Origin of the sequence: Microcoleus sp. PH2017_05_CCC_O_A (assembly GCF_020738785.1) — a bacterium.
Lineage (GTDB): Bacteria > Cyanobacteriota > Cyanobacteriia > Cyanobacteriales > Microcoleaceae > Microcoleus.
This window is the reverse complement of record NZ_JAEQCB010000118.1, coordinates 1-17,102: the sequence shown is the minus strand read 5'-3', so window position 1 is coordinate 17,102 and position 17,102 is coordinate 1. Positions and strand designations below refer to the sequence as shown.

Below are 17,102 nucleotides of genomic sequence, written 5' to 3'. Positions count from 1 at the left end.
GATTTGCAAGTAACTGCCCAAACACAAGATTACCACGATCCGATTGTGATGCCTGCCGATTCTGTGCTGGCAAATATGTGGGAATACGCTCGCCAAGTTCAGGATGATTGGGATCTGATTGTTAATTTTGCCTACGATTGGTTGCCTTTTTATTTGACGCCATTTTTTAACACTCCGATCGCACATTTTATCAGTATGGGCTCCATGTCGCGATCGTTCGATCGCATCGCCGGACAAATCGCCGTCAAATTTCCCGGTACGCTGGGAGTTTGCACCCTTACCCAAGCCCAAACCTTTGCCTTTGCTAGCGAGTGCGAGTTGGTGGGAAACGGCGGCATCGATTTATCGCTGTACGACTTTTGCAGCCAACCGGAACCAAAATTAGCTTGGCTGGGCCGCATTGCCCCGGAAAAAGGCTTAGAAGATGCTGTGGCGGCTGCAAAAATTACAGGCATTCCCCTAAAAATTATGGGCAAAATGCAAGATGAGGATTATTGGCACAAAATTTGTACAGATTACCCGGATGCTCCGGTAGAATATTTAGGGTTTCTGACAACAACCAAAATGCAAGAACAAGTCCGCCAGTGCCGAGCATTGTTGATGACGCCGCGCTGGGTGGAAGCTTTCGGAAATGTGGCGATCGAGGCTTTAGCGTGCGGTGTGCCTGTGATTGCTTACGAGCGCGGGGGGCCGGCGGAAATTGTGCGAGACGGGCTGACGGGCTTTTTAGTGGAACCTGATAGTGTAAATGGCTTGGTAAGTGCGATCGACCGTTTAGACAAAATTGACCGCAGTGCTTGCCGGCGACAAGCAGAGGTAGAATACAATTTAGGAGCCGCGGGCGATCTTTTTGAACGCTGGTTCAAGTCTATTGTAAAATTGAGTTAAATAAACTCTTAATTGACCACAACAAAAGACCACAAAAATAACTATGGCAACTGAACGTTTAGTGCTTTTATCGAGCAGAGAAATCGAAAAAATGCGTCAAGCTGGCAGCTTAGCAGCTCAGCTTCTTCTGCATCTCGAACCAATGATTAAACCGGGTGTCAGCACTCTGGCAATTAACGACGAAGCGGAACGCTGGACTTTAGCCCACGGTGCAAAAAGTGCTCCGTTAGGTTATAAAGGATTTCCGAAATCTCTGTGTGCTAGTGTCAATGAAGTTGTCTGTCACGGCATCCCGAATGCAAAACAAATTCTCAGAAAAGGTGACATTATTAACATTGATGTAACGCCTTTAGTTGATGGCTATCACGGCGATACTTCTAAAACTTTTTTTGTTGGGGAACCTTCACCTGTAGCTAAAAGGTTAGTTGAAGTAACTGAGGAATGTCTCAGAAGAGGAATTGCGGAAGTTAAGCCTGGTGCTCGTACCGGTGATATCGGTGCGGCGATTCAAGAATATGCTGAAGCGCAGGGTTTTTCGGTGGTGCGAAATTTTGCGGGACACGGCGTGCATCGCGTTTTTCACACGGAACCGGAAATTTTGCATTACGGTAAGCGGGGGACGGGAAAGAAGCTCAGACAAGGTATGGTTTTTACGATCGAGCCGATGATTAATGAGGGTACTTGGGATGTGGAAATTTTGGCGGATGGTTGGACTGCTATCACTAAGGATAAAAAGCTTTCGGCTCAGTTTGAACACACTCTGGCTGTGACTGATTCTGGGGTGGAAATTCTGACTTTACCGTAGGTATGAAAGGTGGAATTCCGCCGAATCGAATTCGGAATTAGGTACGTAGTTGCGCTTCAGCGCTCTTAGTATTATATACGGAAAGAGCAATCCTAAATCATTTTCAAGCTCGGGAAATTATCAAATCCTTGCTATAAAATGAGTTTAGCAAGACGAGAGGTAGTCGTACCTTGAAACTTAGATAGGATTACTATATTTACGAAAAGAGCGCTGAAGCGCAACGCAACTACGTACCTTTGAGCGCTGAAGCGCAACTACGTACCTTTGAGCGCTGAAGCGCAACTACGTACCTTTGAGCGCTGAAGCGCAACTACGTACCTTAATAGATAATTATTAATATGAAATGGCTGCAACCGGGAGATTTGCTGCGGGCGATCGCACCTAGCGGCGCGCTGCGAGAATTGACTAATTTTGAACGCGGTTTGGAAATTTGGAAATCCCGCGGCTATCGAGTTGAATTAACACCGGGTTTTGCCGATCGCGCTGGCTACTTGGCCGGTTCCGACGAAAACCGCGCCCGACAGCTCGCAGATGCCCTCAGTGACCCGGATTGTCGCGGTATTCTGTGTGTTCGAGGCGGTTTCGGTAGCACTCGACTTTTGGAAAAAGGTAAGGTGGGCGATCGCACGAATTCCGGGTTTCCGACTCCCGATTCCCATGGGCCGAAATGGTTGATCGGCTTTTCCGATATTACGGCTTTGCTGTGGAATGACGACAAATTGGGGATTTGGGGGGTTCACGGGCCGCTGCTGACAACTTTGGGCGCGGAACCGGATTGGTCGGTCGATCGACTTTTTGACTGCGTAGAAGGCCGTCCGTTACAATCTTTGCAAGGTAAGGGATGGGGCGGTGGAAAGGCTACGGGGCGGTTGTTTCCGGCGAATCTGACGGTGGCTACTCATTTGCTCTCCACCCCTTATCAACCGGATTTGACTGGTGCTATTCTCGCATTTGAGGATGTTTCGGAGGCTCCTTACAGGGTCGATCGGATGTTGACTCAGTGGCGGATGGCGGGGGCTTTTGCGGGGGTGCGGGGGATTGCTTTGGGACGGTTTAGTCGCTGCGAGGTTGGCCCGGATAGTCCTAGTTTTACTATAGAAGAGGTTTTGCGCGATCGGCTCTTTGACTTAAATATTCCCATTGTCTCGGATTTACCGTTTGGCCATGAAGGGGTTAACGCTGCTTTACCGATGGGAATTGAGGCGAGTCTCGATGCTGAATCGGGATTGCTGATTTGTGGGGATACATCGCAACTTTAGATGCGGCATCAACGTCTGTAAGTTGGTAGGGTGCGTCAGGGAGAAATTATTAGTCTGTGATTAAAACACTCAGCCCTGACGCACCGTACAGTTGGTAGTCAGTTGGTAGAGTGCGTCAGGGAGAAATTATTAGTTGGTAGGGTGCGTCAGGGGAAAAATAATTAGTCTGTGATTAAAACACTCAGCCCTGACGCACCCTACGATAATTCCTAAATAGTCCAGTTGGGTGAGGTTAACACGGTTGGCATAAATTAGATTTAAAATAGAGTGTGTATGCAAATGTCGGCGCCAACAAGGCAAAAAGATTTTAAAACTTTTGAGAGGTTGATATGAAAGCACACAACTTGTTAAACAGTATTGCTGCCGCAGTCCTAGTTACCGGATTGGCACTTACGGCGATTCCGTCAAGTGCGGTTGCCGAATCGATACAAAATAACGATCGCATAGATGGAGTAATCCGCCGCACTTCCCCGATTTACCGTTTCCGAAATATGTGGACGCCCGGAACTCCGACGGAAGAATTGCGCGGTCAAGAATATACTTTCACTGCGCGGGAAGGCGATAACATTCAAGTGTTTTTAGATACGGATAGAAGTCGCGGTTTTACTCCCGTTATGGTACTATTTTACGGGAACAACAAGCAAGTCGCTTTTACCCAAGACCGTTCTTTTAATTATGTGATTCCCCGCAGTGGCGATTACAAGCTTTTGGTGTTAGCGAAAGATGCTGCGAGGGGCGGTAGCTACACGGTGGAAGTTGCGGGAATTGATGGCGGCGACAGACGTGCTAGTAATAATAGATGGGATGACAGAAGCGACAGGGGCCGTAACAGCAGCAGCTACGATGGAGAACGGATTTTGCGTGATGATTTTGGCTTAAACCCGATCGACTGTCGCCTCAGACGCACTATGGTAAGAGTAAGATTTGACGATACCGGCAGAGACGGGACTTATTGCGCTGTACCGACTAGGGCTGTACCGGCGGGCGATTATTATTACAATTCGCGGACTAGGGATTTAGATTCGGCGAGGGCGGATGATGGTAGATTCGATCGATCTAATGATAATAGCAGGTTCGATCGTCCCGATCAATGTCGCGTATCTGTAGGCGGAGTGTGTGTGACTAGGTAAGCCCGAAAAAATCATCTTTTCCGAGGAATTGTAAGGGCGGGTTCACCCTGATTTGTAACTCAAATCAACAATATCTATAAACCCGCCCCCACCCAACTAGATAAGCCCGAAAAAATCATCTTTTCCGAGGAATTGTAGGGGCGGGCTCACCCGGATGTGTAACTCAAATCAACAATATCTATAAACCCGCCCTAACTTGGAGTGATGGGTGGGGGCGGGTTTTTGAGTCCGTCGATTTCATTGTAGATTTGGGTGAACCCGCCCCTACAAATCTTGGTATTTTAGATGTAATTTTGTATTCCTGAATCAGTTGCTGGTTACCAGCTAAAATTTGTGAGGCAATTAATTCAGTTCCAAAAATAATGGATACTATTGATATTTAAGGCTTCCGTTTTCATTGTATTCAAGTTCATGATACTTGCCACCTAAACCTAAATCATGTAAGCACCTCTGGTAGTTTTTGGGGCCCATATCAAAAGCATTAGTCTGATTCAATCTTGCCCATTCAGCTACTTTGAGCTGGCTAGTTACCCCTGAAGCATCAACTACAGTTTTGACAATCCAATCAAACATCTTTATTTACTCTTTAAGTTCGTATAATTTAATTATATTCCTATTGATTTTTTTGGGTCAAGTTTCCATTCAATTATTTTCCCCAGCGAGTGGGGAGATTTGCAAGGGTTCCCAAAATTATCCGTCAAAACTCCTTCAACCCCGCAGAAAAACTCGCTGAAACCCTTGCCCAGCAATGCTGCGAGGGTTAGAACGAAACAGCGTATTTTCAGCCATTTTCCCGACCCCTCGCAAACTACCACAGTTCGATCGCAAATCAAGCTCTACCAATTAATGAATTAATTCAGTCCAGAAAACAGAAGCGCTGAAAAAATAGATGCGGAGATTGCTTTCATAAGAGATCGCTTCGCTAACGTTCCTCGCAATGACAGATAGTGCCTCGCAATGATAGATAGTAGGGAATTTACCCATCAAACCCAAAGAAACCGGGTTTTTTTGCGAATCTGCCGACTGCGACGAAGAATTATCGCCAAAAACCCGGTTTCTGAGCCCCGCGTCAGTCCGAATACACATACAGACATCAGACAATAGCTGCTGCGGGCCGATCGCCGAATTTTCGATCGAAAAGGACGATCGCACAGTGGTAAGCTACCAAAGACATTAAAAGATCTAAATTCGAGAAAAGTTAAGATGTCATCATTAAATGAAGTTCCCTTGCTGTTGCGGGCAGCCCGCGGCGAAACCCTAGACCGCCCGCCCGTGTGGATGATGCGCCAAGCCGGTCGCTACATGAAAGCCTATCGAGATTTGCGAGAAAAGTATCCCTCCTTTCGCGAACGTTCCGAAATACCCGAAGTTGCGATCGAAGTTTCCCTTCAGCCGTGGCGCGCGTTTCAACCCGACGGCGTAATTTTGTTTTCCGATATTGTCACCCCAATGCCCGGTTTGGGCATCGACATGGACATCGCCGAAGGTAAAGGCCCGATTATCCACGCACCCATCCGCACTCAGCAGCAAATCGACAACCTGCAACCGCTGAACCCGGAAGAAAGTTTGCCTTTTATCAAAACTATCCTCAAATCCCTGCGCGCGGAAGTCGGCAACAAATCCACCGTGCTCGGTTTTGTCGGCGCGCCCTGGACTTTAGCAGCCTACGCCGTTGAGGGCAAAGGTTCTAAGGATTATGCGATTATCAAAAACATGGCATTTTCCGATCCAACTTTACTGCATCAGTTGCTGTCGAAATTTGCAGATGCGATCGCAGTTTACGTGCGCTATCAAATCGACTGCGGCGCCCAAGTAGTGCAAATGTTCGACTCCTGGGCCGGCCAACTGTCCCCGCAGGATTACGACACCTTCGCTCTACCATACCAAAAACAGGTATTCGAGCAAGTCAAAAAAACCCATCCCGACACACCGCTAATCCTATTAGTCACAGGTAGCGGCGGCCTTCTCGAACGCATGGCTACATCCGGCGCAGATATCGTCAGCGTCGATTGGACGGTTGATATGGCCGACGCGCGCAAGCGTTTGGGGCCCAACATGAACGTTCAGGGAAATCTCGATCCCGGCGTATTGTTTGGTTCTCAACCGTTTATTCGCGATCGAATTCTTGATACAATTCGCAAAGCGGGCGATCGCGGACACATCCTCAATTTAGGACACGGCGTATTGCCGGGAACCCCCGAAGATAACGTGCGTTTCTTCTTTGAAACCGCCAAACAAGCCGACAAATTGCTCGCAGTTACCGCTTAAATTTGACAGGAATTCAAACCCCAAAAACCTCATTCTCCAAAATCCGTAGGGGCGGGTTCACCAACAACCTTAAAAGTTGCAAACAGGTGAAATAAACCCGCCCCCACTACTTAAATTTGACAGGAATTCAAACCCCAAAAACCCGTAGGGGCGGGTTCACCAACAACCTTAAAAGTTACAAACAAGTGAAATAAACCCGCCCCCACCCACCGAAAATCCCCTTTAACTCCTGGTAATAGAATCCGGAGATACCCCCTAACCCCTCTTAAGAAGGGGGGAACAAGAGCATTCAAAGTCTCGCTAAAAAACGAAGTAACAAGAGCATTCAAAGTCCCCCTTATTAAGGGGGATTTAGGGGGATCAAACCTCAACTGTCACCCAAATCTATGGCCGACTAAAGCCTCAAATTCAAACCAATAACTCCCCCTCTCCCCCTCTCCCTCTCTCCCCACCTCCCCCCCTTCCCCTTCTGCAAATGACAAAAAAAATTTTCATAACGGGTGCAAGTGGCTGTATCGGTCACTACATGGCCGAAACCTTGATTCAACAGACAAACCACGAACTCTACCTATTAGTTCGCAACCCCGATAAGCTAAAATTTGACTGGAAAGCGCGATCGGGCATCAATATCATACAAGGCGACATGAAAGATATCGATCGCCATTCCGAACTGCTGCAAACAATAGACGTAGCAATTTTAGCAGCCACAGCTTGGGGAGGAACCCAAGAAGTTTTTGATGTCAACGTCACCAAAACTCTGCGCCTCATTCAACTACTTTCGCCCCAGACTTGCGAACAAGTAATATACTTTTCAACCGCCAGTATTCTCGGTAGAGATAACAACTTGCTCAAAGAAGCCGGAGAACTAGGAACAGATTATGTTCGTTCCAAATACGATTGCATGACGCAATTATCTACGTTAACAAATGTGCCTCCAATTACCGCACTTTACCCAACCTTAGTATTAGGAGGAGACGCAGAAAAACCAGTTTCTCACCTATCATCCGGTTTGCCGCTTGTCGCCAAATGGATTGGTTTGATTCGCTGGCTGAAAGCAGATGGCAGTTTTCACTTCATCCACGGTGCAGACATTGCCACAGTAGTTAATTACTTAGTCGAACATCCGTCCGATTCCGAGGAACCGCGACATTTTGTACTCGGAAATCCGGCGATTACCGCGAACGAAGTTGTCGAACAAGCTTGCAAGTATTTGCATACAAAAATATTTTTTCGGATTACTCTGTCACCTTGGCTTGCCGATTTTTTTATTTGGTTGTTCCGAATTCAGATGGCTGCTTGGGATAGATTTTGTATCAGCTACCGCCATTTTACCTATCAAAATCTGGTCAATCCCGAAAGCATTGGATTGCCGAGTTACTGCGGCACAGTTGCTGATATGTTAAGAACTAGCGGAATTCCAGATAAAAATACAAAGTAGTCCGTACACTCCGCACCAATAATCGGACAGGCTAGAAGCCCATCCCACAATCTTTCTTGTGGGATGGGCTTCTAGCCCGTCCCTAATTCTTTATCCTATTCAACTCTACTATTTCAAATTCTTTTTTGCCTGATTCGGGCACTTTTGAAGCGATTATCGTCAATCAATGGTGAGATACGATAAGATATCAACATTTGCCAACTATAACAGGGAACTGCAAGCTAAAAATTGCGCCCATTATCTTTGTGTTAGGGGGTGTCGCCCCTTTCTAGATAGTCGATCGCGGGCAAGATCGTAATTTTAGCCTTAACATTAAATATTGAGAGTCGATCGAACTCTCAAACGCCAGCCAGATCGCAAGTCTTTTAGTGATGTGAGGTTTAACATACTATGCGAGTGCTTCTAGTTTACCCCCTGTTCCCGAAAACATTCTGGTCTTATGAGAAAATCCTAGAATTAGTCGATCGCAAAGTGCTGCTTCCACCGCTGGGTTTGGTCACAGTAGCAGCCATTCTACCCCAAGAATGGGAATTCAAGTTAGTCGATCGTAACATCCGACAAATCACCGAAGCAGAATGGGAATGGGCAGAGCTCGTTATTCTGTCGGCGATGATTGTCCAAAAAGAAGACTTGTTAGACATCATCCGCGAAGCCAAACGGCGCGGTAAATCCGTAGCTTGTGGCGGCCCCTACCCAACTTCCGTACCCGAAGAGCCCCAAGCAGCCGGCATCGATTACCTGATTCTCGACGAAGGCGAAATCACCCTACCGATGTTCGTCGAAGCCATCGCGCGCGGTGAAAAAAGTGGAATTTATCGATCGGACGGCGTAAAACCCGATGTTACCACAACCCCTGTTCCCCGCTTCGACCTGCTGGAATTAGACAGCTACGACTCAATGTCGATTCAATTTTCCCGAGGCTGTCCCTTCCAGTGCGAATTCTGCGACATCATCGTCCTCTACGGGCGCAAACCCCGCACCAAAGAACCCCAACAATTAATAGCAGAACTAGACTGTCTCTACAACCTAGGTTGGCGGCGCGGCGTCTTCATGGTAGACGACAACTTTATCGGCAACAAACGCAGTGTCAAACTATTGCTAAAAGACTTAGAAGTCTGGCAAATAGAACACAAATTCCCCTTCAACTTCAACACAGAAGCATCCATCGACTTAGCCCAAGACCAAGAATTGATGGACATGATGGTGAAATGTCATTTCAACGCCGTATTCCTAGGAATTGAAACCCCCGACGAAGAAAGCTTGCAAATGACCAAAAAATTCCAAAATACTCGCAACTCCCTGATAGAATCAGTAGAATTAATTGCCAAATCAGGTTTGCGAGTAATGGCCGGATTCATCATCGGATTCGACGGCGAAAAACCGGGCGCAGGCCAACGCATCGTCAACTTCGCCGAAGCAGCAGCAATTCCCAGTACAACCTTTGGAATGCTGCAAGCTTTACCGCACACTGCATTATCGCACCGACTAGCAAAAGAAGGCAGATTGCGCGACAAATCCGGCAACTTGAATCAGACTACATTGATGAACTTCATTCCGACGCGGCCGCTAGAAGACATCGCGAGAGAATATGTTCAAGCATTTTCTGACGTGTACGATGCTGAGAAATATTTAGACCGCACCTACCGCCACTTCTTGATGTTAGGTGCACCTACAGCAAATATACCATCAAGAATCCCCAGTTGGATCGACTTGCGAGCACTGCTAACCGTAGTTTGGCGCCAAGGAGTCAAGCGTTCAACTCGCTGGAAGTTCTGGCATCATTTGTTCAGCATTCTCAAACGCAATCCTGCCGTTTGGGATCACTATTTAACAGTGTGCGCCCACAACGAGCATTTCCTGGAATACCGCCAAATTGTGCGGGATGAAATCGAGGCTCAATTAGCCGAGTTTTTGGCTAATGAGTCTCAGACAGTGTATCAACAACCTGTTGCTACTGAGGAAAAGGAAGTGCAAGTGGTTTAGGGTTGAAGAATTCAACCGAATAGCCAGATATCCGACTTATTTAATTAAGAAGTCGGATATCTAAAAGAAGAGCATTTTACGGCGAAACTGTAGTCTAACTAATTAAGTAGCGCGATCGCAGTCAAACCCCATTGATTTTTCTTTTTATCAAACCTTTTGACAACAGCAAGATTAACTGTTTGATCATTTTGCAACTGAGAAGCTAATTCATGAGGAACATGAACATCCTCTACAAACCCAAAACCCTTTTGATGCAAGCGAAACCGACCTGTTTTACAAGACATACTATCAAATAGTTTGCCCGATTCGCGTTTCTCAACAGCAACCACCGTTAGCCGATCGCCATTCTCATCAACAGTCACTATCACCGGCGCGCCCATTAGTAGATTTAAATTCTTCAGCATTCCTCGTTCTGGACTAACAACTTCTTCAGATACACTATCAGAATGCAATCCAAACTTGAGCATCATCTTGCCAGTTTTTGCTGTAAACGAGCCGAGGTAGTTAGCATTCAATTGCGGGCAATTTTGCCAAATCACCTTTTCGGCATCAGCAGCTATATTTTCTAACACTTCCTCTGCGTTAGATATATTTCCAGCACCAGCATACCAACTAGCAGTCAAGAGATTACGGAGCGATTGGGGGATTTTCCATTTGTTACTGTTACGAACATTAAAAGCTCGATCGGCAGCCCATTTAGCCACTTTCCATTGTCCTTTATTTGCTGCGAGTCGGCTGAGATCCTCAAAAACGCCAACACCAAAATTTTCATCCCTGCAAGTCAAACACGCTTTTGCACAAAGTGCCAATGCTAGTGTAGGATCAGAGGTTTCCACGACTTTAGCTAATGCGTGCCACGCCCAGTAATCGCTACGCTTCTGCTTCACAAAGGAAACCAGAAGTTTTTGAGCTTCTGTCGATCGCCCCAAACGATTTAGCAATAAAGCCTTGCGATAATTTAGCCATTCCGGTTTTTGAACTTTGGCGCGATCAAGTGCAACATCGATCAATGTAATGGCAAAATTTTGTAATTCTGTTGCATCAAGATAATCTTGAACAGTCAATTCACAAGCAATCTTTCCTACTTCTCTTGCTGTTTTCTCAACCAGCGAATCAAAAACTTTACCATCATTAGCAGTAGAAACCTGAAAGTCTTCCGCTTGAAAACTATCAACACCAGCCCATTTTAGGAACTTTGGTAAAAACTTGATTTGCTTTGGAAATCGTAGAATTTGGGATAGCAAACGACTAAATAGCAAATCCGGTCGATTCAGCTTGAGTTTGTAATATTCTCCCAATATTTCCTTGATCTGGCTGACAGACGACTCTGTATCTATGGATTCAGATTGATTAGCTGTATCTACCAGTTTTTTTACTTTGTCGTAGAGAACCCAACCAACACTGCTAGCCAGAAATTTGTCGTTTGGATGCTGTTTTAGCAGTTCGTACCCTCTGGAATAAGCTTCATCTATCTGTCCAGCTTTTCTCAAATTTTTGATTTCTTCTGTTAAATTCGACATTTTTATAACTCCAGTGCGAGGTGAACTAATTCTACAACTTGTACATTTGTGTATCCGATCGGGAAAACTTGCGTCACAAAACCATCTCCATCGTAGAAAACTTGCATTTTGAGAGCGCCCATGTCTGATTTGAGATAGTAAATTTCGTGATAATCATGGTGTTCAATTCCCTGAATTACTATTTTGTGTGGGTCGAGTTTGGCTTTAATTAGATCGTGAACTGTTTGCTGAAATTCATTTCCTAATCGCAGTTTTGATGTGATAGCATCCACAACGACAGTGGCAAATTCCATCGGCTCAGATTTCACAGTTTCAATTCGCGTCACCTGAAATTTGCCATTATAATGCAAGCGAAGAGAACACATTTCTGTATCGTCTTCTGAGCTAAAACCATAAACTTCCTGATAACTATTATGCTTGTATGAAATTACCTGAATTCTATGAAATGTAAGACTTTCCGCGATATGCAAGTAAAGATTTTTTAAAGGTTTTTCCAGGATAGGGAAAGCCGAAATATTTGCATTACCTGATTCTGAATCAGGGTCAAATGCAATGATATCCTTGAAAACAACAGAATCTAGCTTGCCTTGACTGCCGTTCCAAGTTGCTTTAAAAAATGGTGTAATCGAGGGAAAATTCAGGATAAAAAGTCGATTTTGAACTACAGAAAACAAGGTATAAACCAATCGAAAATAAGTGGCATTTGTTTGTCCCTGGCCAGTCTCCATATTCGCGATCGCAGTTTTAAACTTCTGCCCCTGGGCGCGATGCAGAGTCAGCGCGTAACCAAACCTCAGACGCGCTGCGTTTAAGTACGGATCGTTGCGTAGAAACTTTGCTTCGCTAGAATTGTCCGATTCGTCTGATTCTCTTACCTGTTTCTGCTGTTGTCTAAATTTGCTAATTGCTGAAACCCGCAGAGCTACAAGTGTGTCCTTGTCAAATTCTGGTTTGTCCGCATATAAATAATCGCTCAAGCAGAGGAACTCGACCTCTTTACCGTTCTCAAGTAGCCGCACTCTAATCCGCAAAAAATTTATCTGAATTGGCTGTTCGCGTCCTTTCAGCGGTTGGATTAAGGGTGTATTGGGATTAACTTCTATGACTTCAGCAAAAGAGTTATTTGATATATAAGTTTGCTCTAGCTTTTGTTCATCTACTTCGACAGGACTATTGTGGATATGTACAATATCACCTGCAACGATCTCTTTACCTCGACCAAAAAACTCTTGTCTAACCTGATGATTAATGCGGTTAACCAATTCGTTGGTGAAAACTATAAACTTGGTAAATCGGGAATCTTCCAGGAATACAGCTTTCGATATCTCCTGTTGGCGATCGCGATCGACTATTTGGATGCAATTCGAGTCATCGGCGATCGCTCTGAGCTGATTAAATCTGCTAAAATGTATGCTTTGAGCGATTTTTTGACAATTTTTGACAAACAAATTTTGCTGTTGGTCTGGAAGTATAAACTCAAGATTGATGCGATCGATCTCACCGTCTATCGCAGCCTGCAATCGCTCGTAACACAGTGCAGATTCATCTGTTTTGCCTCTCGTTAGCTGAAACGGATCGCCCAGAAAAATCACCTGTCTTTGAGTCTTTTCAATTTCCGTATATTCCAAAAAATCCGTGAGAAGTTTCCCACTACCGTAACGAAAAACATCAGTTTCAAACTGTGAATCGGATATCAGGTGGGCCTCACCGACGATGTAAACCTGTTGCTCTGTATCCTGATTTTTGTTCAATCCATAGATCAGCTGCTCCTTCTCTACTTTATAGTTTTTTGTGAAGATATGCGAGTAAATACTCTTTGACTCTACTGGATAAAGAGACGCAATTTTACTATTAGGAGCAAGAACAGAGTAATTTCGGCTTAAGGATATAGATGTATCGACCATAGCTTTTTGTAGAAGATGCAGGCCAGTTCCAATCATGCCAGTAACGATTAAAATCTTCTTTGAGGAACCTAAAAATTCCTCAACGCGAGCGAATACAGATTCTAGAGACTCAGGTAACTCAAGTTTAGCCATAGCTCAATGACGATTAACTTTACTAGCCGAATATTCTCACAGGTTGAGTAGCACTAGCAATAGTTTTCAGGAAAAAGCTGTTTTTCTCAGTAATTCAGTAACCATCTCAATTTTTTTGTAGCCTATGTTACATGGAACTATCGGATTATTTGTGGCGGGCAAAAGTGCGGAGGTTCCCGCAATCCTAAGAGCTGTAAACCTTAGCTGCGAGACAAATCCGGCGTTCCGACTCGCATCGGAACGGCAGGTTGATCGGCATAGGAGTTACCTCGGAGCGCGCGGTGTCCGTTGATACTGGTTGGTCGGGCAAACGGCTGAACTCACCCGCATACTAAAAAACGCAGATGATTTAGAATCATCTGCGTTCATATGCGGTTTAATTAAACAGGAATTACGCACTGCGAATAAAGAAACCGGGTTTTTTACCGAATCTGTCGCTTACAGCGCGTCTTCTCGCAAAAACCCGGTTTCTGGGATTCCACTCCGAATAAAGAAACCGGGTTTTTTCCGAATTTGTCGGCTACAGCCAATTATTCTGGTAAAAACCCGGTTTCTGGACCCTCATGGGCAAGTCCGACTCAACCCTGTGAAACTCAAGCCGCAACCTGATCTAAAGGCCGCACTTCAGCCAGTAATTTGTGCAAAGCCTCACCTTCAACTACTTCAGTTTCCAACAGCTTCTGCGTGATTGTTTCCAACAATTCCCGATTAGTTTTCAGAATATCCAAAGCTTGCTGATGTGCAGTTTCGACAATTTCTTTGACTTCTTGGTCGATCGCCTCAGCAGTCTGGGCACTCACCGCACGGCGCGCATTTCCCATACCATCGCCGAGGAACGATTGTTGAGCGCGATCGTACGCTAGAGGCCCCAACACCTTGCTCATCCCGTAAGTTGTCACCATCCGTTCAGCTAAATCAGTCGCCCTTTGCAAGTCATTGGAAGCGCCGGTAGTGATGCTACCAAACACGACTTCCTCAGCCGATCGCCCTCCAAGCAGTGTAGCAATCTGACCGCGCAACTCCGACTCATCCAACAAGAAACGGTCTTCAGTCGGTAATTGCAACGTGTAACCCAATGCAGCCATACCGCGCGGCACGATCGAGATTTTCGCCACTTCGCCGCCGCCAGTCATCAGAGCACCAACCATCGCGTGCCCAACTTCGTGGTAAGCCACAATCTTTTTCTCTTTTTCGTTGAGCACCCGGCTTTTCTTTTCCAAGCCAGCTACAACACGCTCAAATGCCTCATAAAAGTCTTCCTGTGCGACAGTGAGCCGCTTGTTACGAGCCGCCAGCAAGGCAGCTTCATTGACCAAATTTGCCAAGTCTGCGCCCGAAAAACCGGGGGTGCGAGTGGCGACGGCCTTCAAGTCAATATCCGGGCCCAACTTCACTTTTTGCGAGTGAATGTTCAAAATTGCTTCGCGGCCAGATAAATCCGGGCGATCGACTAAAACTTGGCGATCGAAACGGCCGGGGCGCAACAAAGCAGCATCCAAACTTTCCGGGCGGTTCGTTGCAGCCAGCACAATTACCGTAGTATTGCCCGCAGCAAAACCGTCCATTTCAGTTAATAGTTGATTGAGAGTTTGTTCACGCTCATCATTGCCGCCGAATGCCGCATTTGTGCTACGAGATTTGCCGATCGCATCCAATTCATCGATGAAAATAATACAAGGAGCCTGTTTCTTAGCCTGCTCAAATAAATCTCGGACTCTCGCAGAACCAACACCGACAAACAGTTCGACAAACTCCGAACCAGAGATGCTAAAAAACGGCACACCAGCTTCACCAGCCACTGCTTTTGCTAACAGAGTTTTGCCAGTTCCCGGCGGCCCGACTAACAGCACGCCCTTCGGAATTCGCGCGCCAATTGCCGTGAATCTGTCGGGAGTTTTCAGGAACTCAACAACTTCGACTAATTCAGTTTTAGCTTCCTCTACTCCAGCGACATCAGCAAAAGTAATTTTCGCAGATTCGCCTTCTACGTAGACCTTAGCCTTGCTTTTGCCGATCGACAGCGCGCCCTGTGGCCCACCACCGCCCCGGTTCATGAAAAATTGAAATATTGCTACAAAAATCAGTGGCGGAACGACCCAGCTTAAAACACTGCCGATCCAGCCATTTTTAGAAGGCGGAGTTGCCGCAAATTCAACGCCTTTTTCTTGCAAAAGTTTAGGCAGTTCCAGGTCAAAAATTGGCGTAGTTGACAAAACTTGTCCTGGTTTGTCGCCTTCGCCTTTGAGTTGGTAACGAATTTCATTTTGACCTACCGAAGCTCTGACTACATCTTGTTCTTGGACTTGATGGACGAACAAACTGTAAGGCACTTGGGGAATTTGTGGCCCTAACAAATTGGGCAAAAAGATGTTTGCCAGTAAAAACAAGCTTGATAGCAATAACACGATATTGCTGATTTGGCGAAAACGAGGGGGTTGGGGCTGGTCTTTAATTGCCATTGATAAGTGTCATCCTTTTAGTTAATTTTGTTTTATTCATATATTTTGCCATCAAAAGTGCGCGGAGTGCTAAGCGGATTTCCTCACTTGATTAGTCGGTTAACCGGGCTGCACTGATTGGGCATGAAAAACGAACCGCGAAGACGCGAAGAACACGAAGGAAGAGCAGAAAGTTATAGTTATAAATTATTGGTTGATAGTTAATGAATGGTTTTTACTTCAGAATCCCTTTAAGATTCTCTCGCTCTTTTCTTGCTTCGCGCCCTACCCTACGGGAACGGCTTCGCCGAACGTGTCTTCGCGGTTCGATATATTAGAATTCTGGCTAACCGCCCGAGACATTCTTAGCAAACTCTTCGCGTCCAGAAACTAAATTAGCTGGAACGCCGTTAGGGAAACTTTGCGCGATTAAAGCTTGCAACTTTTCAACTCGATTCTCAGGATTCGGGTGAGAGCTCAAAAACTCCGGCGGCGCTTCGCCATTCCTAGCAGAACCGAGAATTTTCATCACCTCAACAATACCTCTAGGATCGTAACCCGCTTCTGTCATAAACTGAAAACCGAGCCGATCGCTCTCAAGTTCATCTGCTCTACCGTACCGCAAACCGACAACTTGATTGACAGCTTGAGCAATTAATGCTGCTTGTTGTCCGCCACCGCGATCGTCAGTAGTCGCCACCCCAACCGCCGTTACCAAAGACCTGCCCAACTGCTGTTTTGCAAGGTGTTCCGCAGCGTGTCGCCCCACAACGTGACCGCTTTCGTGCCCCAGTACAGCCGCCAACTGAGCCTCAGAATTCAGGCGCCGCATCAGTCCGGCGGTAATGAAAACTTGTCCCCCAGGGAGAGCAAAAGCATTGACAGTTTTGGGGTCTCGCAGCAGGTGGAATTCAAACGGATAACCCGCTTTTTTCGCCTCTGAACCGTTGACAACTCGTTCTCCTACTCGATCGACATATTGTTGAATACTCTGGCCCGGATAAAGCCCGCCGTATTGAGCCGCCATTTTGTCTCGCGCCTCCAATCCCAAAACTACCTCTTGGCGGGGAGAAAGCTGCACCCGCTGTTTCTCTCCAGTGACGGGATTTTGTACGCTGCTGGTAAAATAGGTGATAGCCCCAAAAAATGCCATTAATAAGCCGATCGCGAATCGGAATAAAAATCTATTCACAGGCCTTTACCTAAAAAGTTTAGCCTGTAGCCTACCCGACTGACAGCTACCTCCACATCTATCTGAAGTATCAACAATGAAAATTGGTTCGTAGTGAGGACTTTAGTCCGCATTTTTCAGAGGACTAAAGTCCTGACTACGAACC

At 46.0% G+C, this 17,102-nt stretch carries 13 protein-coding genes; 7 read left to right on the top strand and 6 right to left on the bottom strand.

Annotation, left to right across the window (positions count from 1 at the left end):
* The 4 genes from JGK20_RS24090 to JGK20_RS24075 form a co-directional block, all read left to right on the top strand.
* Positions 1-888: glycosyltransferase family 4 protein (locus JGK20_RS24090; RefSeq protein WP_293232406.1), on the top strand; the 888-nt coding region annotated here is incomplete at its 5' end.
* A 43-nt stretch (positions 889-931) separates the two neighbouring features.
* The gene (gene map, locus JGK20_RS24085) at positions 932-1,693 is read left to right on the top strand and encodes a type I methionyl aminopeptidase (RefSeq protein ID WP_293176554.1); all 762 of its coding nucleotides are present in this window, start codon (positions 932-934) and stop codon (positions 1,691-1,693) included.
* 329 nt (positions 1,694-2,022) lie between these two features.
* Positions 2,023-2,952 (top strand): LD-carboxypeptidase, encoded by a 930-nt coding sequence (locus JGK20_RS24080; RefSeq protein ID WP_293232407.1) that lies wholly within the window; start codon positions 2,023-2,025, stop codon positions 2,950-2,952.
* A 329-nt stretch (positions 2,953-3,281) separates the two neighbouring features.
* Positions 3,282-4,082 carry a hypothetical protein gene (locus JGK20_RS24075; RefSeq protein ID WP_293189221.1) on the top strand — a complete coding sequence of 267 codons (801 nt, stop codon included), beginning with the start codon at positions 3,282-3,284 and terminating at the stop codon, positions 4,080-4,082.
* A gap of 369 nt (positions 4,083-4,451) precedes the next feature.
* Here JGK20_RS24075 and JGK20_RS24070 read toward each other — a convergent pair whose 3' ends face one another.
* Together JGK20_RS24070 and JGK20_RS24065 are read right to left on the bottom strand one after the other, a co-directional pair.
* Entirely contained in the window at positions 4,452-4,655 is a 204-nt protein-coding gene (locus tag JGK20_RS24070) for a hypothetical protein (protein WP_293205115.1), read from the bottom strand.
* Positions 4,656-4,925: 270 nt separating this feature from the next.
* A complete protein-coding gene (locus JGK20_RS24065; RefSeq protein WP_293185476.1) occupies positions 4,926-5,234 on the bottom strand; it encodes a hypothetical protein in 309 nt (102 codons plus the stop codon).
* 51 nt (positions 5,235-5,285) lie between these two features.
* Here JGK20_RS24065 and hemE point away from each other — a divergent pair, with 51 nt between their 5' ends.
* The 3 genes from hemE (at position 5,286) to JGK20_RS24050 (ending at position 9,771) form a co-directional block, all read left to right on the top strand.
* Complete coding sequence (gene hemE, locus JGK20_RS24060) at positions 5,286-6,350, top strand: uroporphyrinogen decarboxylase (protein ID WP_293185477.1); 1,065 nt, start codon at positions 5,286-5,288, stop codon at positions 6,348-6,350.
* A 475-nt stretch (positions 6,351-6,825) separates the two neighbouring features.
* Complete coding sequence (locus JGK20_RS24055; RefSeq protein ID WP_293185478.1) at positions 6,826-7,788, top strand: NAD(P)-dependent oxidoreductase; 963 nt, start codon at positions 6,826-6,828, stop codon at positions 7,786-7,788.
* Between the two features lie 390 nt (positions 7,789-8,178).
* On the top strand, positions 8,179-9,771 hold the full coding sequence (locus JGK20_RS24050) for a B12-binding domain-containing radical SAM protein (RefSeq protein WP_293189227.1): 1,593 nt from the start codon (positions 8,179-8,181) through the stop codon (positions 9,769-9,771).
* Positions 9,772-9,869: 98 nt separating this feature from the next.
* On the opposite strand, the gene JGK20_RS24045 is transcribed toward JGK20_RS24050, so the two are convergent.
* From JGK20_RS24045 to JGK20_RS24030, 4 genes are all read right to left on the bottom strand, one after another.
* Entirely contained in the window at positions 9,870-11,291 is a 1,422-nt protein-coding gene (locus tag JGK20_RS24045; protein WP_293189229.1) for a hypothetical protein, read from the bottom strand.
* Positions 11,292-11,293: 2 nt separating this feature from the next.
* The gene (locus JGK20_RS24040) at positions 11,294-13,042 is read right to left on the bottom strand and encodes a hypothetical protein (protein WP_293189231.1); all 1,749 of its coding nucleotides are present in this window, start codon (positions 13,040-13,042) and stop codon (positions 11,294-11,296) included.
* Between the two features lie 878 nt (positions 13,043-13,920).
* Positions 13,921-15,786, bottom strand: coding sequence for an ATP-dependent zinc metalloprotease FtsH4 (ftsH4, locus tag JGK20_RS24035; RefSeq protein ID WP_293217989.1), 1,866 nt, complete (start codon positions 15,784-15,786; stop codon positions 13,921-13,923).
* Between the two features lie 325 nt (positions 15,787-16,111).
* The gene (locus JGK20_RS24030) at positions 16,112-16,957 is read right to left on the bottom strand and encodes a M48 family metalloprotease (RefSeq protein ID WP_293232404.1); all 846 of its coding nucleotides are present in this window, start codon (positions 16,955-16,957) and stop codon (positions 16,112-16,114) included.
* Positions 16,958-17,102: the final 145 nt, after the last annotated feature.